Consider the following 22,608-nt stretch of genomic DNA (forward strand, 5'->3'; position numbering starts at 1 on the left):
AACATGGATATAAGTCTGTTGGAGGAAACGATTATGTTGTATACGGAAACAAAGGAATTACAAAAATACAGGGCTTCAAAACGCCTATGGCAAGGAATCCCAAGCATTGAGGTGACAAAACGAGGAAGGATTTTCCTTACTTTCTATTCAGGTGGAGTCAAGGAAGAAATAGGAAATTATGTGATCGTAATTAAGTCGGATGACGGAGGGAATCATTTCTCGGAACCGATTGTTATTGTAAAAGAAGATAATGGAAGATGCTATGACCCATGCCTTTGGATAGATTCATTGGGAGAACTTTGGCTGACATGGGCAAAGTGTCCGGACGATGGTTTATATGCATCTGTTTGCCGAGATCCTGATGCAGAGGAGCTGGTTTGGGGAGAAGAATTTCTGGTAGGCCATAATGTAATGATGAATAAACCTATAGTGGTGAAATCTGGTGAATGGTTGTTCCCGATTGCTGTATGGAATGATGGTATAAGAGTATTATCAGAAGAATATGATACTAAAATTACGGAAAAAGGCTCCTTTGTTTATGCTACCAATGATTGCGGGAAAACCTTTCAGAAGCTTGGCTTTGCAGACGTGAAAGACCGGCATTATGATGAACATATGATCTTGGAGATGAAGGATGGAAGCCTAAGAATGTTTGTTAGGACAAAGTATGGGATTGGCGCATCGAATTCTTATGATGGAGGAAGAAGCTGGAGTAAAGATTTTGACACTGGCTATGGTGGTCCCTGTTCGAGATTCCATATTACAAGATTGCGTTCAGGTAGAATCCTGCTGATCAATCATTTTAAGTTTAGTGGAAGAAATAATCTTACGGCAATGCTGTCAGAGGATGAAGGAAAAACGTTCCCTTATAAATTACTATTAGACGAGAGAGAAGTTTCTTATCCGGATGCAAAGGAAGCAGATGATGGATTTATCTATGTAACATATGATCGGGAACGTGGAAGTTATCTATCCAATATGAAAGAGGTGATGGCTTCCGCCAGAGAAATTTTAATTGCCAAAATAACAGAAGAGGATATTATTAGCGGATCTCTTGCAAACACAAATAGTTATCTGAAAAGGATCGCGAGTAAGCTGACGGATTATGATGGAGAGGACAAAGATCCATTTCATGAGCTGGATTTCGATAAAACAAAAAGCGTATAAAATTCATAAGTGAAGGTCGAAATTCAGGGAGAAAGAAATAATTATAAGAGATATAGTTTAATTACAAAAGATACAAAACATACATAAAAGGAAGGAGAAAATGATATGAAAAAGAAAATTGTAAGTAAAGTATTTGCCTTATTGTTGGCAGCATGTACAGTGCTTTCCGCATGTGGAAATGAAAGCGGTAATCAGAGCGTAGGTCAGACAGACAAAAGTGAAACGAATGACACTGTGCAGGAAGGAGAGGAACCATATACCATTGTTTATGCATTTGATGTATGGGTACAGCAGGCAGATTGGGATTTGGTAGAGGAGAATCTAAGCAACATTGTTTATGACAAGATTGGTGCCAAGGTTAAGCTTTTGCCTATGACAGGAGCAAACTATCAGCAGGAGGTTAATCTGATGATTACCAGTGGCGAAAAGCTGGATCTGGTAAATGCATCAGCCAGAACTACATTCAGTAGTGATGTCACTTCCAATAAACTGCTTGGGCTGGATGAAGAAACGGTTCGTAAATATGCACCGGATGCAATGGAAGTAATCGGCGACTATATGGAAGCTACCACAGTTGACGGAAAAATATATGGATTTCCGACCATACGTGATATGGCAAGTGCATACGGACTGATTCTTCGCAATGATATTATCGAGAAATATGGAATTGATGCTGATGCAGGATTAACAGTAGAACAATTAGATGACCTTTTTGCCAGAATTAAAGAGGGAGAACCGGACAAGTATGTAACGCAGCCGCAAAGCCAGGGAACCAGCATTCTGGAAAGCCTTTTTAAAACATATGATGGGCTGGGTGATACCATGGGAGTCCTGATGGATTGGGGACAGGGCGATCTGACCGTGCAAAATCTCTTTGATACAGAATATTACGAGGAGTGTGTGAGGAAAGCCAGAGAGTGGAATGAGAAGGGCTATATTCTTCCAGATGCTTCAACGAATCCTGATACAGGAGTAGCTTATTTCAAAACAGGAAAAGTGGCATCCACAATGTCCCTGATTCATCCGGGTGTGCCTACAGACAGCACCAATATGACAGGTATTCCATGCAGTACAGCAATTGTAAATCCGGCTTTTGGAAATACACAAACGGTTGGAGCTGTTATTCAGTCGATCCCTGTCAGCTGTAAGAATCCTGAAAAAGTGTTGGAGTTTGTCAATCTGCTTTATAGTGATGCAGAAGTATATAATGCGTTGGTATGGGGTATTGAAGGTACACACTATCAGCATGTAAAAGGAAGCGAAAAGTGGATTACTTATCCGGACGGTGTAACTGGAGAAACATCCGGCTATACTCTGAGTGCAACTTACGCTTTTGGAAATCGTTATCTGAGTTATATTTGGAATACGGATCCCGAAGATTTAAATGAAAAATATGAGGAATTTAATGATAATGCAATCAAATCTAAAGCGCTGGGATTTGTGTTTGACACCACTCCTGTGAAGGCAGAAGCGGCGGCTGTACAGGCAGTAATGGATGAGTATCGTCTGCCTCTGGAGAATGGAGTAATCGATCCTGATGAAAATTTACCGAAATTCCGACAGGCACTGAAGGATGCAGGGATTGATACTGTTATTGCAGAAAAGCAGCGGCAGTTAGACGAGTGGGCGGCAACAAAATAAGTAAAGTTTCTCGGAAAGGTCAGAGGTATAACACAACTGACCTTTCTATTCAAAGGAGCCTGGTATGTATAAAAGATTAAAAAAAATAAAAAAGCTTTTGCCACTATACATTATGGCTTTGCCGGCATTGGTTTATTTGTTTATTAACAATTATTTACCACTAACGGGTATGGTGGTAGCTTTTAAAGATTTCGACTACAGCAAAGGAATTTATGGAAGTGATTGGGCAGGCTTTAGAAATTTTTTGTTTTTATTTAAAAACTCAGTTGCTTTTATTATTACCAGAAACACAATATTGTACAATGTGGCATTTATTATAATTAATACATTTTTAGGTATTTTAGTAGCAATTCTTTTGAGCGAAGTGACAAGCAAAAAGGCTTTAAAAGTATATCAGACAGTGATTCTTTTGCCATATTTGTTTTCTATCGTCATTATCAGTTATCTGGTATTTGCTTTCTTAAGTACGGATGTAGGCTTTATTAATAAAGGGATCCTGGAGCCCTTGGGAAAAAGCACGATATCCTGGTACAATGAGTCAAAGTACTGGCCTATAATATTACCGATCGTAAATACATGGAAGTCATTTGGATTTCAGGCAACTATTTATTATGCCAATGTTATTTCTATTGATAAGTCTTACTATGAAGCGGCTCAACTGGATGGGGCATCAAAGCTTCAACAGGTACGGTATATCACACTGGTATTGTTGAAACCGGTTATTATAATGATGATATTATTGGCGGTAGGAAAGATTTTTTATTCTGATTTTGGTTTATTTTATCAGGTTACGCAGAACTCAGGAGCAATATACAGTACTACAAATACAATAGATACCTATGTGTACCGCACATTGATACAGACAGGAGACGTGGGTATGTCTGCAGCAGCAGGAGTATATCAGTCAGTAGTCGGCTTTTTAATTGTTTTAATTACAAATTTGTTACTTCGGAAGATCAGCCCGGAAGATTCTCTGTTTTAGGAGGTGTGAGATGAAACGAATGAAAGTAAACAAATCAGCATTAGTAGCACATATAGTTTTAATTTGTTTCGTGCTTTTCTGTACTCTTCCTACGTTGTTGCTGGTAACGTCTTCTCTGTCGGATAATGATAGTGTGTTCCGAAATGGTTATTCCTTTTGGCCCAAAGAGTGGAGTCTGGGAGCATATCGCTATATGGCAACGCAGGGGCAGACAATATTCCGTGCATACGGGATTTCAATACTAACTACATTTATAGGTACGATTTCCGGATTGATGCTTACAGCCATGCTGGGATATACACTTTCGCGTAATGAATTACCCGGAAGAAAGATAATCAATTTTCTCGTGTTTTTTACATTGCTTTTTAACGGAGGTATGGTTCCCACCTATTTATTATATGTAAATACGTTACATGTCAAAAATACTATATTTGCATTACTTTTGCCAAATAATATTTTGGTAAATGGTTTCAATGTTCTGCTGGTGAGAACATACTTTAATAACAATACGCCTAAGGAATTGATCGAATCAGCTATGGTAGATGGCGCTAAGGAGTTCCGAATTTTCTTTAGTATTATTATGCCGATTTCGAAACCCATCCTGGCTACGGTAGGATTGTTGATTGGTATTGGTTATTGGAATGACTGGTATAATGGTCTCCTTTATCTTACGAATACAAAATTATTCAGTCTGCAAAATTATTTGAATAGAATTTTGCTGGATATTCAGTTTATGACACAAAGTATGGCAGGAAGCGCAGAGGCTGCCAATGCCTTGGGTAAAATGCCTACCATCACGGTTCGTATGGCAATTGCAGTAATCGGTATTTTACCTCTTATGATGATATTTCCGTTTTTCCAGTCCTATTTTGCAAGAGGTATGACAGTTGGAGCAGTGAAAGGCTGAGAAGTGTTTTAAAAGGAGAGCGAAGGATGAATATTGTAAATTATAAAGGAACAAATTTGCGAGTGTCAGATATAGCGTTGGGAGGTGGAGTGCTCGGGAGCCGTATTTCCGACCAGGCATCATTCGATATCCTCGATTGTTTTGTAGGAAATGGGGGTACATTTATTGATACAGCGAATGTGTATGGAAGGTGGAATCCAGGAAATCTTCCACTATCTGAATTATTGATTGGAAGATGGATGAAACAGCATAGATTGAGAAGCAAGCTGGTAGTTGCGACCAAAGGAGCCTGCCATGCACTTGAAACACCGAGCATAAAAAGGCTGGCGCCGGAAGAGATACGAGAGGATCTGGAGAGCAGTTTGAAAAGCTTACAGACTGATTATATAGATTTATACTATTTACATGCAGATGATCCGAAGCGTGAGGTTGGTGAAATTATTGAAACTTTGAACAGCTTTGTCAGAGAAGGAAAGGTGAGATATTTTGCTTGTTCGAACTGGTCGGCAGAAAGAATGTGGGCTGCAGATGCTTACGCGAAAGAGCATAATTTGAAATCCTTTGTTGGGCATGAAATTATGTTTAATTTGGCAAAACCGAATGACGAGGCAGTGGAGGCAGCTGTACAGACCCATATGACAGAGAACATATATGAATATCACCAAAAAACCGGTAAACCGGTAACTGCATATACTTCTCAGGCAGCAGGATTTTTTGTATTACATAAGGAAGAGGGATTTCTCAAGGACGATAAATTTGCTTTCCCCAGAGATATGTTTTATAATGCGGAATCCTTAAAAAGAGCGGAGAGAGTAGACGAACTATGCAAGCTCACGAATGCCACTCCATTGGAAATAACATTAGCATATCTTTATGCGCAGCCTTTTCAGGTTATTCCGATCGTAGGACCTTGCAGGGTTAAGGAACTGGAAGAGAGCCTTCGTGCATCAGAAAAGAGATTAACGCAAGAGGAAGTAGAGTTTTTGTTTTCATAATGGAGAGAGCTGACTTAAATGACATTCTATTTTTGCAATACATTTGGAAACACATCGACAGATGGGATATATCGTATTGACCTGGGGAGAAATGACAGCAGGGAAACTTTGGCTGCACCACTGAAAAATCTGGAATGGGCGTGTATTGCGCCCAACGGAATACTGTATGCGGTAGGACAGGAAGAATCAGGGGGAAGTTATATTCAGTCGTTTTATTTGAAGCAACTTACAGGAGAACTGTTTTTTTTGGAGAAAAGCTGTTTCCCTTGGAGAGGGATCAGCCATATGAGCTTTTGGGAGCAGGGAAAGGCTCTTTTGATTGCTGTGTATGGAGAACAAATGGTTGTATCAGTGGACGTAGCGGAGGGGCGCATCGGCAAAGAATCTGGAAGGGTGATTTTCAAAGGAAATGGTCCGGTAGTTAGCAGGCAGGAAGCGTCTCATCCGCATTTTGTAAAGTGGATGCAGGAGGAGTGCTGGATTGCCGATCTGGGCGCGGATGCAGTATATCATAGTAGTGAGAGCCAACTTTGGGGAAACCGGGACAACTGGAGAATAGAGCAACAGCCCCGGGGATCAGGTCCAAGATTTCTGGAGATACATCCATTAGGAAAAATCGTATACCTCGTTACAGAATTATCGAATGAATTGATCGTGTTGGAGAAAAATTCAGACGGAGGTTTGAAAGAAAAGCAGCGTGTCAGTTTGCTCCCTGCCGGAGCACGAAAAAGTCTTTCTTCAATTTTGTGTCCAGATTGGACAAAAGGAAGATTGTTCGTAGGAGTACGGGGAGCTAATCTGATCCGGGAATTGGTCGTTGAGCAAAACGGAATGATCCGGGAAGGGAGAATTTTGCAAACACTGGGATGGCCCAGGAGCTTTCTGTATCTGAAACAGCTGGATTGTTTGCTGATTGCTGATGAAGAATTTGCGGAATCAACCGGAAGACTGGAGCTTTTTGATCTATGTGAGGGAAAACGTTTATGGGAAAAAAGAATGCCAAGAGCTTATCAAATTTACAACGGAGAGTACAATGACGAAACTGAAAGGTAAAGATATGGAGAAATGGATGAAGTGTTACGTAGGAACGAACTCCTTGAGAGGATCGAAAGGTATTTACACATTGGAGATAAATACTCAAAATGGGGAAATGAGGGAAGTTTCAACAGTAGAGGCTGACGATTCTGCATATTTATATGTTTCGGAAAAGAGAAAATGTCTGTATGCGGTTATGGAATCACTGGAATATAAAGGTGTACCGGGTGGAGGTGTTGCTGCTTATCGCATAGAGGATAATAAACTTTCATTTTTAAATAGCAGATATGCTTATGGTGGCTGGCCATGTCATGTTATAGCGGATGAGGAAAAAGATAGTCTTTTAGTATCTGTTTTTCGTAATGGATTGCTGGTGGTGTACGGCATTAATCAGGATGGAAGCATTGGGGAGGAAAGACGAGTAGAGCATCACCAGGAACCAAATGGAAGGATGTCTCATATTCATGCATCCATGCCTACACCGGATGGAAAATATATTGCGGTTGCGGATTGTGGTCTTGATTATATATATCTTTATGATGCAAAAACGTATCAAAAAGTTTTCGAGTGGAAAGCACCGGAAGACAGTGGACCCAGACAACTCCGTTTCAGTCCGGATGGAAAATATCTATATATGGTATCTGAATTGAGCTGTCAAATTTTTGTGTTTGAGTATCAGCCGGATTGCAAAGATATGTTACGGAATGTCCAGGTAATATCGACGAGACGTGAGGATGGTTATGACCGGGAGAACTATACTTCGGCACTACAGATGCATCCATCCGGTAGATATCTTTTGGCTGGGAACAGAGGGCACAATTCAATTGTTGTCTATGAGGTAGATAAGGAAACCGGTTTGTTGATGTTGAAAGGACATACAATGTTGGCAGGTGATTTCTGCCGGGAGTTTTGTTTTGTACCAGATGGCTCTATGCTGATAGTGGGTATTCAGCATACAGATGTGGTACAGACCTTTTTCTTTGATGAAAATAAAGGGATTTTAAAGTGGAGCGGACAGGAAATTGTAATTCCCTCTCCTTCCTGTGTTATAATGGGCGACTCTGCAAAGTAATGTTGGCAGCGGTTAGAGATGCATTTGTAAGAACGTATAATTTGCGAGCTTATATATTTACTATATGAAGGTGTTGTATGCTTTTACTCCAAAAAATGATAATGTTTTTCTTGATTATGCTCATCGGATATATCTGTCGGAAAATCGGTGTGTTTAAAGATACTACAGGCAAAACAATTTCAAGTATAGTAATCAATATTGGAAATCCTGCGCTGATTATTGCCTCTGGTATGAATCCTGAGAGACTGGAGAATAAAGGAAAATTGTTGTTTACTCTGGGTGTTGCGCTGATCTATTTTGCAATTATGTTTGCTGTCGCGGAACTATTGCCCAGATTGCTTCATGCAGACAGAGAGGACTACGGCGCTTATCAGGTCATGACGCTTTTTTCCAATATTGGATTTATGGGTTATCCCTTGCTGGATGTCATGTATGGCAGCAATGCAATAATTCACGCTGTAATCTTCAACTTGTTATATAATGTCTTGATCTATACTTATGGCATCCACAAAATGCAGATTGGTGGTTGTCAGAAAAATATAAATTGGAAACAACTCGTGAATATAGGCGTAGGCTCTTGCATTATTGCGATAGTTCTGTATATCACCAATCTTCCGGTCCCATTGATCCTTGAAGATACAGCAACTTTCACTGGTGCCATCACAGGTCCGTTAAGCATGTTGGTCATTGGTGACTCTTTGGCGCAGACCCGGTTAAGAGATTTATTTACAGATGTGCGCCTACTCATTTTTTCTATAATAAAACTGGTATTATTACCAGCATTGCTTCTGTGGGGGCTATGCTTTTTTATCAAAGATCCTATATTCCGAGGCGTTTGTCTGGTAATGATGGCAACACCGGTAGGCAGCATGACAGTAATGTTGGCACAGCAGTACAATGGCGATTATCGGTTGACATCCAGGGGCGTGGCCCTAACTACACTGCTTTCTGTGATCACAATGCCGTTTTTATTCTGGGTGCTGAAGCTATAGCTACCAATTTTCTGAGTGCAGTTCTATTCTGAATGTAAATACTCGTTTTTTGCGTTATCAAGATGTCGGGAGCAAAAGCTCCCGATTTTACTGTGTTGGCTATATTAAACTTTTTTGTAGAAAGTATCGCCATTGGAACCTAAAACAACGTCTGCTGCACATATCTCTCGGGAAATTCGTGCAGGTAAGTAAAGCATTCCGTCGGGGAACACAGGATACCATTCGCTGTGCAGGTGTTTTGAATCAGTGTCATAAGTTCTTTTGCGTGAGGACTGGGAATATCATAAGCATTCCCATAAGTACTGACATATTTTTGTCGGATGCCGGGGAAATCACGATCCAGCGCCTGATAGAAATATTCCCGGTCGCCTTCCCGCAGCGTGACACCAACATCGAACACCAGGATCCCCTGAACTCCTGCCTGCAGGCAATAATCAAGCAAGCCTTCTATATTCTCCCTGGTATCGTTAATAAAAGGAAGAATCGGTGTCATCCACACAAGAGTTGGTATTCCCAACTCTTTACATCTCATCAACACTTCAAAACGCTCTCTCGTAGTAGACACATTCGGTTCAAGCTTCCGGCACAGATCTTCATCATAAGTAGTGAGCGTCATCTGCACGACTGCCTTGGTCTTCTTATTGATAGATTGCAGCAGATCGAGATCCCGAAGCACCAGATTGGATTTTGTGAGTACCGTGACACCATATTCATATCGATCGATCAGTTCCAGACACTTCCTGGTCAATTGAAGCTCTTTTTCAGCGGGAAGATACGGATCGCACATGGCACCTGTACCGATCATACACTTGTGCCGCCTGGAACGAAGCGACCGTTCCAACAGTTCAGGAGCATTTTCTTTGACCTCAATATCTTCAAAGGCGTGTGTAAAACCGTAACATTTGCTGCGGCTGTCACAATAAATACAACCGTGGGAGCATCCACGATAAATATTCATTCCGTTATTCTGAGACAGAATCCCCTTTGCCTGTACAAAATGCATGGCAGATAGCTCCTTTCTGAAAGCACTGTATATAGTTTCATGGTAGCATATCGTGTGAATGAACACAATGAAATGCAGGAAAATAAATTTAGGCAAATAAAAGCTAATTTTACTAGCTAAATAAAATTAAAAATGATACAATACAGGAAATGAAACACAAATGGGATACTTGGAAGGGAAGGTATTGTATGGAGGCATTTCGCGCTGTGAATTTTGCGGTTTTTCCGCACAGAGGAGTATTGGGTTCGGAAGAATCCAGAAAAAGTATGGAGGAAATGGTACGAAGGATCCATACGAATTGGGTGATATTCACACCATCGGGGATGCAGGAAACACCTTACAGTGAGGAAATCCGTTATGATGGGGAGAAAAGCTGTACGGATGAGGAACTGTATGATATGATTCGATATGCACAGAGCCTGGGACTGAAAGTTGCTTTGAAACCGACGGTGAATTGTGACAATGGTGTCTGGCGGGCACGAATCAGCTTTTTTGACCATGATGTACCTTGCGAACCCAAATGGGGCAACTGGTTCGAGAGTCACATTGCCTTTCAGAAACATTATGCACAGATTGCGCAGCGGACAGGCTGTGAATTGTTCCTGGCGGGGTGTGAAATGACCATGACGGAGCACCGGGAGACAGAGTGGAGAAAACTTATCGCAGAAGTACGGACGGTATATGACGGACCTGTCGGTTATAATTGCGACAAATATGGAGAAGATCATATTACATGGTGGGATGCCGTGGATGTGATTGCGTCCAGCGGATATTATCCCATAGACGACTGGGACAACCAGTTAGACCGGATCGAAAAGGTTATGAAAAAATTTCAGAAGCCCTTTTTGTTTTCGGAAGCGGGTTGCATGAATATTCATGGTTCTGCGCAGGTTCCGAATAACTGGGAACTGCAGGGTGAAGAGGATGATGCGGAACAGGCGGACTGGTACCGGGCAATGTTTACAGCCTGCAGAAAACGTGACTGGGTGAAAGGCTTCGGCATCTGGGATTGGCCGGGAAATTTGGAAGGATTGAACCCTTATGCGGTATGCGGACGTCCTGCGGAGAATGTGATCGCAGAAGAGTACGGCAGGAGAGAGTAAAGCAGGCAATCGAAAGATCATAACAGAAAATGTCGAAGCAACAGAAAACAGAGTAGAAGGTATGGGAAAATGGAACAGCAGAAAAAGATTATAAGTATAGCGGATTTGCCGCAAGTGCGGGTATTGGGCCGGACCACGGGAAAAGATGTGATCAATTTATTCTGGACCGGCAGCGGTATAGAATTTCTATATACTGGCAGTGAATTGTGGCTGGAAGTAAATGCTGATTACGACACGATGGAGCCATGGCTGGCGGTAGAACTGAATGGTGCCCAGATCAGCCGTTTTCCGGTTAATAAAGGGAAAAATGAAGTATGCCTGTTTCGAGGAATGACAGTAGGAAAGCCGAAGCATGTACGGATTCTGAAGGAAGTACAGGCTATGCACCAGGACCCGCTGCACATGATACAGATTTTGGGATTGCAATATGGAGATGGGAAATTTTTGGTTCTGCCGGATCCTGAATATCGCCTGGAATTTGTAGGAGACAGTATTACCAGTGGAGAGGGAACTATGGGGCCGGTAGGTGAGGAAGACTGGATCAGTGCGTTCTTCTCTGCGGAAAATACGTATCCCCGTATGGTATCGGATGCGCTTTCTGCGGAATATCGTGTGGTGTCCCAGAGTGGCTGGGGAATCGTCACCGGCTGGGATGGCATTGTAGAGAATAAGATTCCTCCCTATTATAAACAGGTCTGCGGATTGCTTACCGGGGAGCGAAATGCTTCGCTGGGAGCACTGGAAGACTATGATTTCAAGGCATGGCAGCCGGATGCCGTGATCATTAATCTGGGAACCAACGATGCCACAGCAATCCAGTCCGCAGCGGAACTGGTAAGAGAATGGGCAGGAACCCGTGACATAAAAGAAGTCAAAAAGATCCTGACTACAGCAATCCGAGATTTCCTGAAAGCTGTGCGTGACTGCAATCCTGAGGCACAGATCATCTGGGGCTATGGTATGCTGGGAGACAATTTCCTGCCCGTCATCCGTGAAGCGGTGGAAACCTACGCGGAACAGACTGGTGATACCAGAATCCACTTTTTACAACTTCCCAACACCACACCGGACACCGTAGGCAGCCGCCTGCATCCCGGAGTGAAAGCTCATCGCAAAGCAGCACAGGTGATAGAAAAGTATTTGCTGGAACTTTTTAAACAATAAATTTATAAAATCTTAAGGAATATGTGCCGAAAAATGTGACAACTCCGGATTAAACTGGGACTCAAAGAAAGCAATTAACTCTGGGGGGCAGCAATATGACACAGGAGAATCGTTCGAGCAGACAACCGGATCTGGAAATGATACAGGTGCGAAGAAATCCGTATCTGGTGGATTACCGGACTGGAAAAAATATAGTCAGACACGTAGGAAGACGTGTAGGACAACCGCAAGACAGACAGACCGGAAGATACGCCGATCAATCACGAAGCAATCATACCGGAGGACGCACAGAACGGTCACAACATAGCATATCGGCAATGCCGCAGGAAGGCGGAAGGAAGAAATCACATCCGCAGTATTCGACGACAGCACAGCAGAAAAACAAGGCCTGGCGGCAGGAGCAGGGTCATCCGGGCAATGCATATGAGCAAAATGTTTACAAAGACAATACTTACAGCACCCGCGTCAGACAACGCCGGGTCAGAGCCGGGAGGCAGCGCCGCCGCAGACAGGCAAGAATCCGCAGATATATTAAGATTTCCCTGCTGTGTGCCAGCATTCTTGCAGGAATCTTTATGTTGAAAAATTTGTTGGAAGTACCTGCCAGCACTGCGGAGGCCAGTACTCCTGTGGAAGTTGCGGCAGAAGCTGTGCAGCGGATCGAAAAACAGATCGGGGAGACCACGGGAACCCGGATCCAGGGACTTCCGGCGGATGTATATGCAGCACATCCCAACTGGACAGAAGATTTTCTCACCGTGAATGAATATTCCAGACCGGGAGATCCCCTGACGGAAGTGAAAAATATTTTTGTACATTACACGGCGAATCCTGGGACCAGCGCGGCCCAGAACCGCAGCTATTTCGAACAGCTGAAAGACAATCATGAACGCAGTGCCAGTGCCCATTTTATCATTGGCTATGATGGCGAGATTCTTCAGTGCGTTCCTCTGGACGAGATCGCCTATGCAGTACAGACCCGCAATGAGGATTCTATTTCTATCGAATGCTGCTACAAGGCGGACAACGGCCAGTTTACTCAGGAGACCTATGATTCTCTGATCAAATTATTGAAATGGCTGACTGATGCCTATGACCTGCAACCCGATGACATCTTGCGCCACTATGATTGTGGCGGAAAGAAATGTCCCATTTACTATACGGAGCATGAAGATGCCTGGAACAAACTGAAAGAAGACGTGAAAAACCTATAGAGAATTGCGAACGGAGGAACTTTTTTCCAAAAGGAAAAGGTTCCTTTTCGTTAGTCTTGTTTTACGAAAACAAGTTTGCTAGAATAGAACGGTAATAAGCAACAGACAAGGCCTTGCGGGGCAGAAATGAGGAGTAACATGAATTTATTATCACCTTCAATTCTTTCGGCGGATTTATGGAAACTGGGAGAGGATATCAAAGCTGTGGAAGGAGCAGGAGTCCCCTGGCTGCATGTAGACGTGATGGACGGATTGTTTGTACCGTCGATTTCCTACGGTATGCCGGTATTAAAAGCTGTCAGATCCCACACGGATATGTTTCTCGATGTGCATCTGATGATCGAGAAGCCGGAACGTTATGTGGAAGAGTTCGCTGCCTGTGGTGCGGACCTGGTGAATTTTCACCTGGAAGCCACAGAAGATGTGGAGGGATGCATTGAAAAAATACATGCCACAGGCAAAAAGGCCGGCATCACCATTAAGCCCGCCACTCCGGCAGAGGCAGTGGAACCTTATCTGGAACTGGTGGATCTGGTGCTGGTAATGACTGTGGAGCCCGGATTCGGCGGACAGAAGCTGATCCCGGAGTGCCTGGATAAGGTACAGGTGATCCGGAAAATGATCAACGATAAGGGGCTGTCTACCGATCTGGAAGTAGACGGTGGTATCAATCTGGACAATGTAGCATTTGCCATGGAAAAAGGAGCCAATGTCATTGTAGCCGGTTCCGCTGTATTTAAGGATGACATTGCAGCCAATGCAAAGGCATTTCTGAATAGATTACAATAGTTCAAAAGAATGTCTGACGGTGAAATTACGGAGCGGCCGATAACCAAGCCGGAAGACGGACAAGGAGGAACGAAGGATGGAATTACAGATATTGCATGCGATTCAGGGGATCCATCAGGAATGGCTGACAGAGATCCTGCGTTTTTTTACTACGATCGGAGAAAGCGGTCTGGTATGGATCGTCATTGCGATTGTGCTGACATGCATTCCGAAGACCCGGAAATGCGGTCTGACCATGATAATCGCCATGGCAATCACCTATCTTGTGGGAAATTTGTTCCTGAAAAATGTGATCGCGAGACCCCGTCCCTGTGCTGTGGACACCGGTGTGACGCTGAAAATTCCGTTCCCTTCGGAATATTCCTTCCCTTCGGGACACACTTCCAACGGTTTTGCCGGAGCGGTGACCATTTTCAGTTATTATCGTAAGGCGGGTATTTTAAGTCTGCTTATGGCAGCAGTCATTGCCTTTTCCAGACTTTATTTCTTTGTCCACTATCCCACGGATATTCTGGGCGGCATGGTACTGGGAACATTGGATGCAGTACTGGCAGTTTACATAGTAAAACGTCTGGAAGACCGGGCAGATGCGAAGACCGTATCAGACAACGATAAGACGGGACACAGGTAGGAAAAGCAGCACTATAGAAGCAGGGATCTGACAGGAAACGATATGGACAGAAAGGGCAGAAATTTCGATGAACAGCAAAACGTTATGGAATGATAACTGGTATTTTGCAAAAACAGCATTGGGTGTGAATTGGGAAGACAGAACTCTCTGGGAGCGGGAGATGCAGCCGGCAGACTTGCCTCACGACTGGCTGATCTATGATACGAAGAACCTCTATGAAGACAGTATCGGCTGGTATCGGAAGAAATTCGTGTATTCCGCATCCGGAGTAAAGCGTGCAGGCGAAGCGGCGCAGGAGAACTTGCGGGAGCAGTCAAATTCTGTGGCAGGTAATGCCTGCACGACATGTGACGAACGTGTCATTTTGCGCTTCGAGGGTGTTTACATGGATTCTTCCATCTATATAAACGGCGTGTGCCTCGGTGACTGGAAATACGGCTACTCCACCTTTGACTGGGACATTACGGATCATCTGCGTGAAGGTGAAAATGAAGTTGTTCTCCGGGTAACCTTTCAGGCACCCAACAGCAGATGGTACAGCGGTGCCGGAATCTATCGTAATGTCTGGATGATCCGTCTGCCTGAGACACATATTCCGCTGGACGGTATCTATACCTCCTCCGTGGAGACGGAAAACGGCTACGATCTGACCATCGATACGGAACTGGAATGGGGAGCAATCACTGAGAATTATGAACTGGAATATTGCTTGCATTATGCCGGGGACAGTAAAAACTCTGCAGAAACGGAAAACAGGGAGATTTTCCGGGTAAAACAGCCCCTCGCCGGTGGACAGGAGAAGACATCTGTGGCGATTCCTGTGGATAATCCCCGGAAATGGGACATCACAGATCCTTATCTGTATGATCTTACAGTTCGTCTATGCAAACTTCCAATGAACGACGGGGAGAACGGAGCAGGTGAAGCCTTACAGAAGACGGAAATCACACAGGAAGAACATCTTCGCATCGGTTTCCGCACCATGCAATTTGATCCTGCCAGGGGCTTTTTATTAAACGGCAGAAAAGTGCGCCTGAACGGTGCCTGCGATCACCATGACCTCGGAGCACTGGGAGCGGCTTTTCACAAAGAAGCCATGCGCCGGAAATTTGAACTCATGCGTTCCATGGGTGTCAATGCTGTGCGGACTTCCCACAATATGCCCGCTGTGGAACTGATGGAACTGGCGGATGAGATGGGATTTCTGATCGTATCCGAAGCGTTCGATATGTGGGAGATGGCAAAGAATCCTTATGATTATGCCAGATTTTTCAAGGAATGGATGGAGAAGGATGTACGCAGCTGGATCCGCAGAGACCGCAATCATCCTTCCGTTATCATGTGGAGCATTGGCAACGAGATTCCGGATACCCATGCGGATGCCCATGGACAGGAGATCACCCGTAGCCTCCTTGCAGTAGTCAGAAAGTGGGATTACCGGAAGGTGGCACCGGTGACGATCGGTTCCAATTACATGCCCTGGGAAAATGCCCAGAAATGTGCGGATATCGTGAAAGTGGCGGGCTATAACTACGCGGAAAAATATTATGCGGAACACCATGAAAAGCATCCGGACTGGATCATCTACGGAAGTGAGACTTCCTCTGTGGTACAGAGCCGAGGGGTGTATCATTTTCCGCTGGAGAGGGCGAATCTGATCGAAGCGGACGAACAGTGTTCTGCGTTGGGCAACAGTACTACCAGCTGGGCGGCGAAAAATACGGAATACTGTATCACTATGGACAGAGATACCCCTTATTCCTGTGGTCAGTTCATCTGGACAGCCATTGACTATATCGGTGAGCCGACCCCTTATCAGACGAAAAACAGCTATTTCGGACAGATGGATACGGCGGGATTTCCCAAAGACTCCTACTACGTCTTCCGTTCGGAATGGACGGATGGGAAAAAAGATCCCATGATCCATGTATATCCCTACTGGGATTTTAATCCGGGACAGCAGGTGGACGTGCGGATCACCAGCAATGCTCCGGAGGTGGAACTGTTCGTAAACGGAGTGTCACAGGGAAAACAGCAGATCGATCATCAGAAAGGAACGGTATTGCAGCCTTCCTGGAAAGTACCGTATGCGCCCGGCAGTATCTGTGCCGTGGCATATGACGAAACGGGTAGGGAGATAGCCAGACAGGAGAGACATTCCTTCGGCAACACAGATCATTATGTATTAAAAGCAAATAAATCAGCCTTGCATGCTGACGGCGAGGACATGATCTTTGTGGAGATCTCAGCGGAGGACCGGAACGGATATCCTGTGGAAAATGCCTCTGATTATGTGAGAGTGACCGTGGAAGGTGCTGGAAGACTGGTGGGACTGGACAATGGTGACAGCGCCGATTACGATGCCTACAAGGGAACCGTGCGTAAGTTGTTCCAGGGGAAATTACTGGCTATGATCGCAGCAAAAACTACGCCGGGGGAGATTCGTGTGACTGTGGAGGATGCATGGGCAGCCACAGTGAACAGCATGACCAATGAAACCGGCACTGGAACAGCAACGGCAGCTGCCGGGCACCGCACGGCGACAGTGACGTTACAGGCAGTCGAAGCACCGATTCGTCCCGGTGTCTGTGCAACAGAAGAAAACAGAGAATATCCGCCCGCCTTTGTGGATCCCGGATTTGTTCCGGTGCGGAAACTGGAAATGAGCGCTCCCTATATGAGATTGACACCGGAGAAGCCGTATGTATTGCTACATACCCGTATCTATCCCACGGAAGCCACAGACCGTAAGCTTCTCTGGAGCATTACTGATGCTTCCGGTATCCCCAGCCCTGTGGCAAAACTGGAGGAACTGGAAGACGGCGAGAGCATCCGGATCACAGGCGTCAGTGATGGCAGTTTTCAGGTAAGGTGTATGACCTGTAACGGAACAACCAATATTAAAATGATTTCCCAACTTGACTTTGCAGTGGAGGGCATGGGACAGACGTTCCATTCTCCGTATGAGCCGGTGACGGGTATTTCTTATGTCGGAAGTTTTGGCGGAGACGTAAGCCGCGGAGTGGAGAACAGTGCCGGAACGGACAAGGCACAGCCTACCGGACTGGTCTATGAAGCGTTAGACTTTGGTGAATTCGGAAGTGACGAGATCACGCTGTCTATTTTTGCCAATGATAATGATCCCCACCGGATTCAGATATGGAAGGGAGAGCCCGAAGAGAGCGGTTCCGGGACACAGGGAACACTGGTGGGTGAAATAACCTATCAGAAGCCGGGCATCTGGGAAGTCTTCCAGCCGGATACCTTCGTATTGCCCCGGAGATTAAAGGGTGTAACAAAACTGACAATAGTGTCAGAAAATAAAATTTTCCTGAAAGAGTTTCATTTCACCAGACAGGAAAAAGCTTATGCAAGACTGAGTGCTCTCACGGACGGAGTTACCTATGGTGACAGCTTTGTGAGAACCGGGGATGCCGTTGAACAGATCGGCAATAATGTCTCTCTCGAATTTACGGATATGAACTTTGGAGAAGCGGGAACCGATAGCATTGTCATCTGCGGAAGAACTCCTTTACAGCAGAATACGATCCAGCTTAGGTTTACCGATGGAGCTACACAGGTACTTCCCTTCCCACACAGCGAGGAATATAGGGAACTGCGTTTCCCTCTGGAAAGAGTGACGGGAGAGCAGAATGTGACCTTCGTTTTCCTGCCGGGATGCAATTTTGATTTCAAATGGTTCCGGTTTGAAAAAAAGCGGATCTGAGGAGTAAGCGATAACTATGAGCAAATGGAACAGAAAAATATGGGCAGCAATACTGGTGGTGGGAATGACAGCGTCTCTGACTGCCTGTGGAGGCAGCAAAGGAGAAAACAGCAATGCGTCTGCTGCCGGTACACAGAATGAGACTGCCACCGTACAGGATGAGAGCGCGGACAGTAACACTGACAGCACCGGCAGTACCACGTCTCTGGTGCAGGACAACCGGGTACTGCAGATCCCGGACGACAACTACCGTACCTACTATGAGCTTTTCGTATATTCCTTCTATGACAGCGACGGTGATGGCATTGGAGATCTACAGGGCGTACTGGAAAAGCTGGATTACCTGAATGACGGTGATGATACCACAGATATGGATCTGGGAATCAATGGTATCTGGCTCATGCCGGTGATGCCCTCCGTCACCTATCATAAATATGATACCACGGATTATGAGAATATCGATCCGCAGTACGGCACTCTGGAAACGTTTCAGGAGTTGCTGACGGCCTGTCATGACCGTGGAATCCGTGTGATCCTGGATCTGGCAATGAATCATTCTTCCAGCAGCCATCCCTGGTTCCAACAGGCTGCGGAGTATCTGAAGAGCCTGCCGGAAGGGGCGGAACCGGATAGTTCCGAATGCCCGTACATGGATTATTACCATTTTTCCAGAGAATACCAGGGCGGGTATGCGCAGCTGGATGGAACGGCCTGGTATTATGAAGCGAGATTCTGGGACGGAATGCCGGATCTGAATCTGGAGAATGAGACGGTACGCCGGGAATTTGAGCAGATCGCGGACTTCTGGCTGGATATGGGTGTGGATGGCTTCCGACTGGATGCGGTGAAAGAGTATGTTACCGGATCCACAGAGGACAATGTGGAAATTCTAAGCTGGTTCGCGGATTATGTTCATGGCAAAGATCCGGAGAATTATCTGGTGTGTGAATGCTGGACGGATCAGAATACCTATGCCAAATATTATGAGAGCGGCGTGGACAGCATGTTTGATTTTGCTTTTGCCGACAAGTCCGGTATCATTGCCAATGTGATGAACGGTAAGGCATCGGCAACATCTTATGCAAAGAATCTGGAAACAGAGCAGGGCATGTATGCGCAGTACAATCCGGATTATATCAATGCTCCCTTCTACACCAATCATGATATGGGGCGCAGTGCAGGCTACTATGCCGGGGAGAATAGCGAAGCTCAGACGAAAATGGGCAATGCCCTTAATCTCTTAATGAATGGCAATGTATTCCTCTATTATGGGGAAGAACTGGGCATGAAAGGCTCCGGCAAAGACGAGAACAAACGGGCCCCCATGTACTGGAGCAAGGACAAAAATGCTGCAGGTATGTGTAAAGGACCGGCGGATATGGAAGATTTTCAGATGAAATTTGACAGTCTGGAAGAACAGCAGGAGGATCCCGATTCCATCTATAATTATGTGAAACAGGTGATCCGTGTCCGCAACCAGAACCCAGTGATCGCCAGAGGCACCACCGCTTATCTGGAGCAGTATTCCGGTGAACAATGCTTTGCCCTGACAAGAAGCTATGAAGGCAGTAACTTATTATTGTTGGGAAATACCTCTGCGGAGGCTGTGAGCGTGGATCTGACCGGACTTACCGTAGGAGGCACCACAGCGGAGGAACTGGTACTGCTGGGGGAACTTTATACCGGAGAAGAGACTGCGGAGCGTGCCGGTACTGTAGTTACGCTTCCGGCTTATTCGATCCTGATCCTGGGAGAAGAATAAGACGAGCAAAACAGAATACAGGAACAAAAACAGGTCTGTGGGCGAACCCTACAGACCTGTATGCTTTCTTACAAAATCTTCAAATTCGTTTACCGGTAACGGCTTCGAGAAGTAGTAACCCTGAATATCATCACAGTGAAGATTCTTCAGAAACTCTACCTGATCCGAAGTTTCTACACCCTCTGCGGTAATAGTCATACCGAAGCTCTGCAGCAGCTGTGTGATATGCAACAGCAGCTTTTCACCGTTCCGGTCACCAATGTAATCGATCAGACTCTTATCCAGCTTGATCGTATCGAAATGCATGACATTCAGCGAAGACAGAGAAGAATAACCGCTTCCGAAATCATCCAGCAGTAAAGTAAATCCCGCTTCATGGAACTGCTCGATCAGGGAGGAAATATCACTGTTATCAATGGTAGCACTCTCAGTGATCTCTAACGGAACATATTTCGGATCCAGCTGGAAAGAATTCAAAATCTCCCGGTACTTATCTACCACATTGCTGTAGTATAGGCTGACTCTGGAAATATTTACAGAAATCGGATACAATGTTGCTCCGGCCTGCAGCCATCTCTGCTGTTGTGCGCACACTGTGCGGAACACATATTCATCCAGTGTTGTGATATTACCGTTTTTCTCAAATAATGGAATGAACTTCCCGGGGGAGAGCATGGTGCCGTCGGGGCGCTTCCAACGGATCAGAGCCTCCGCTCCCAGAATGTTTCCGGTGACGGGGTCTACTTTCGGCTGATACCACAGCTGGAATTCTCCGTTCTTCAGGGCGTCTTCGAAGACATCTTCCATCAGACGATCCTCGGAGAGCTGTTTGATATCCAGATCTTCATAAAAAGCATAATGTCTGGTACGTTTTCCCTTTATCGGATACTTGGCCTGTACAGCCTTGCCGTAATTCTGCTCGATTTCCTTATGATCGGCGGTCTCATAGATGCCGCACAGTGGGAACAGTTTCGGAATATTAAGCTTTGTGGACAGATTGGAAATATCCTGACACAGGCACTCCAATCTGGGTTCTAAGGTACACCGGTCATTATCCCGCAGGAACAGGATGAACCGGTCTGCATTGATGTGGGCAGAAAATTCACCCAGATGTGTACCGGTTTGCAGGAGCTTCCATACTTCCAACAGTGTTTCGTCACCCTTGGCCACACCACAGGTATTATTGATCAGCTTGAAATCCTGAAGATCCAGGGCAACATAGAAGCCGCTGTCTCCGTTGCGGTGTGATAATTTCTCCTTGAAGCAGGCAAAATTATCACCATTTGTCAGAGGATCCACATAAGCCAGACGATATAACTGCCTGCGCCGTGTCCGGATACTGTGCACAAAAGCAAAAGTACCGACTCCGGCGATCACAATGATCAGCAGGATCAGCAGCCGCACCTGAAACAATATCGGAGCGGAACGACTGGAAAGTACCTGATCGGGAACAATAGTCAGGGCGAACCACTGTCTGTCGCTGCGGAGATTGTCCATTGCAGCCGCATAGTAATAATACTTCTGACTGCCTCCATAGAAATAACCACCGTTGGAAGAAGAACTCTGAAGCAGCGTATGCAGATCCTGCAAGGGCTGGTCGTTACGGGCATTCTGAGTCAGATAATCGGACATACGGTCGGCTTCCTGCAGGGAAGCCGGTGCATTGGAAGATGTGGCGATCAGGTCACCGTCCTGATTTACCAGACAACTGAATCCTTGATTATTAAAGGATTGCACGCCTAAAATTTCTTCAAAATGCTGGTTCCGATAGGTGGCAAATAAAACACCGATAATGGAATCACTCTGATCATACACAGGAATGCTGAATACATTGATGGGTTCCGGAGTACCGAGGCGATCCTGGAGGGTATTGGTAATACCAGGAAGTCCCTGCATACCATCCTTAAAAAAATCTCTGCTGGACAGATCCTGTACATAGCCATCGGTGGTTATCACCTGACCGTCCGGTGAGACGAAACCGATCCGTTTAAACTCATAGGTGGAGATAAAAGATCCCAACTGTGCAGCAATGGATTTTGCATTGACTGCATCCGGGGAAACGCTGATCGCATCGGCAAGGCTGTATAATAAGTTGAAGTTTTCACGGAGCTCCTGTTGTACGATCAGGGCGTTCTGCGTGGCAACATCCCGGAGAGTGGACTGTACTTCTTCCTCTGTATCCTGTGTGATCTGGGCAGAACTCCACATAACTGTGGAAATTACCAGCACCAGAGCAATGCTCAGAATGATCAAGGCCTGTTTTGGTAATTTACTTTTTTTCATTTTATATCCTCTTATGTATGTTATAAAAATTACCTTATATAATATACCATTATACACATTTACGATTGCATGGCAACAAAAACTGCATTGACAGTCCGGATTTCCTGTGCTACTGTAAGAATACGCAAATGCAATGAGGAA

Annotated in this window: 17 protein-coding genes and 1 other annotated feature (1 of these 18 only partly in view); of the genes, 15 read left to right on the forward strand and 2 right to left on the reverse strand. The window is 45.1% G+C overall.

The features are described 5' to 3' along the window. Window positions 1–3: 3 nt before the first annotated feature. The 8 genes from DW835_RS10025 (at window position 4) to DW835_RS10060 (ending at window position 8,791) form a co-directional block, all read left to right on the forward strand. Window positions 4–1,167: a sialidase family protein gene (locus DW835_RS10025; RefSeq protein ID WP_242993617.1), complete on the forward strand. Its 1,164-nt coding sequence runs from the start codon at window positions 4–6 to the stop codon at window positions 1,165–1,167. Window positions 1,168–1,272: 105 nt separating this feature from the next. Next, window positions 1,273–2,808 carry an ABC transporter substrate-binding protein gene (locus DW835_RS10030; RefSeq protein WP_117466030.1) on the forward strand — a complete coding sequence of 512 codons (1,536 nt, stop codon included), beginning with the start codon at window positions 1,273–1,275 and terminating at the stop codon, window positions 2,806–2,808. Window positions 2,809–2,872: 64 nt separating this feature from the next. After that, window positions 2,873–3,790 (forward strand): ABC transporter permease subunit, encoded by a 918-nt coding sequence (locus DW835_RS10035; protein WP_117569116.1) that lies wholly within the window; start codon window positions 2,873–2,875, stop codon window positions 3,788–3,790. Window positions 3,791–3,800: 10 nt separating this feature from the next. Next, window positions 3,801–4,697 (forward strand): carbohydrate ABC transporter permease, encoded by an 897-nt coding sequence (locus DW835_RS10040; RefSeq protein WP_118538609.1) that lies wholly within the window; start codon window positions 3,801–3,803, stop codon window positions 4,695–4,697. A 26-nt stretch (window positions 4,698–4,723) separates the two neighbouring features. After that, a complete protein-coding gene (locus tag DW835_RS10045) occupies window positions 4,724–5,692 on the forward strand; it encodes an aldo/keto reductase (RefSeq protein WP_022312720.1) in 969 nt (322 codons plus the stop codon). Window positions 5,693–5,710: 18 nt separating this feature from the next. Then, window positions 5,711–6,745, forward strand: coding sequence for a beta-propeller fold lactonase family protein (locus DW835_RS10050; RefSeq protein WP_022312719.1), 1,035 nt, complete (start codon window positions 5,711–5,713; stop codon window positions 6,743–6,745). Beyond that, on the forward strand, window positions 6,726–7,799 hold the full coding sequence (locus DW835_RS10055) for a lactonase family protein (protein ID WP_172594676.1): 1,074 nt from the start codon (window positions 6,726–6,728) through the stop codon (window positions 7,797–7,799). The genes DW835_RS10050 and DW835_RS10055 overlap by 20 nt, the downstream gene beginning before the upstream one ends. A gap of 77 nt (window positions 7,800–7,876) precedes the next feature. Beyond that, on the forward strand, window positions 7,877–8,791 hold the full coding sequence (locus DW835_RS10060) for an AEC family transporter (RefSeq protein WP_118668847.1): 915 nt from the start codon (window positions 7,877–7,879) through the stop codon (window positions 8,789–8,791). A 139-nt stretch (window positions 8,792–8,930) separates the two neighbouring features. Here the strand turns inward: DW835_RS10060 and DW835_RS10065 are convergent, their stop codons facing one another. Beyond that, complete coding sequence (locus DW835_RS10065) at window positions 8,931–9,794, reverse strand: radical SAM protein (protein WP_118731071.1); 864 nt, start codon at window positions 9,792–9,794, stop codon at window positions 8,931–8,933. A 266-nt stretch (window positions 9,795–10,060) separates the two neighbouring features. On the opposite strand from DW835_RS10065, the gene DW835_RS10070 reads away from it, so the two are divergent. The 7 genes from DW835_RS10070 (at window position 10,061) to DW835_RS10100 (ending at window position 20,184) form a co-directional block, all read left to right on the forward strand. After that, entirely contained in the window at window positions 10,061–10,897 is an 837-nt protein-coding gene (locus DW835_RS10070; RefSeq protein WP_243037123.1) for a 1,4-beta-xylanase, read from the forward strand. A gap of 69 nt (window positions 10,898–10,966) precedes the next feature. Continuing rightward, window positions 10,967–12,061, forward strand: a complete 1,095-nt coding sequence (locus tag DW835_RS10075) for an SGNH/GDSL hydrolase family protein (protein WP_118504197.1) — start codon at window positions 10,967–10,969, stop codon at window positions 12,059–12,061. A gap of 95 nt (window positions 12,062–12,156) precedes the next feature. Beyond that, entirely contained in the window at window positions 12,157–13,275 is a 1,119-nt protein-coding gene (locus tag DW835_RS10080; RefSeq protein WP_117466022.1) for a peptidoglycan recognition family protein, read from the forward strand. A 138-nt stretch (window positions 13,276–13,413) separates the two neighbouring features. Then, a complete protein-coding gene (gene rpe / locus DW835_RS10085; protein WP_117466021.1) occupies window positions 13,414–14,064 on the forward strand; it encodes a ribulose-phosphate 3-epimerase in 651 nt (216 codons plus the stop codon). Between the two features lie 76 nt (window positions 14,065–14,140). Then, complete coding sequence (locus tag DW835_RS10090; protein ID WP_117466020.1) at window positions 14,141–14,695, forward strand: phosphatase PAP2 family protein; 555 nt, start codon at window positions 14,141–14,143, stop codon at window positions 14,693–14,695. 67 nt (window positions 14,696–14,762) lie between these two features. Next, window positions 14,763–18,422 (forward strand): glycoside hydrolase family 2 TIM barrel-domain containing protein, encoded by a 3,660-nt coding sequence (locus DW835_RS10095; protein ID WP_118668844.1) that lies wholly within the window; start codon window positions 14,763–14,765, stop codon window positions 18,420–18,422. A gap of 16 nt (window positions 18,423–18,438) precedes the next feature. Then, entirely contained in the window at window positions 18,439–20,184 is a 1,746-nt protein-coding gene (locus DW835_RS10100) for an alpha-amylase family glycosyl hydrolase (protein WP_118668843.1), read from the forward strand. A gap of 48 nt (window positions 20,185–20,232) precedes the next feature. Here DW835_RS10100 and DW835_RS10105 read toward each other — a convergent pair whose 3' ends face one another. Beyond that, a complete protein-coding gene (locus DW835_RS10105; RefSeq protein WP_182430297.1) occupies window positions 20,233–22,467 on the reverse strand; it encodes a GGDEF domain-containing protein in 2,235 nt (744 codons plus the stop codon). Window positions 22,468–22,591: 124 nt separating this feature from the next. Further along, window positions 22,592–22,608: a binding site (T-box leader), on the forward strand; it runs 246 nt beyond the window's last position.

Origin of the sequence: Clostridium sp. AM34-9AC (assembly GCF_003480225.1) — a bacterium.
Classification (GTDB): Bacteria; Bacillota; Clostridia; order Lachnospirales; family Lachnospiraceae; genus Acetatifactor; species Acetatifactor acetigignens.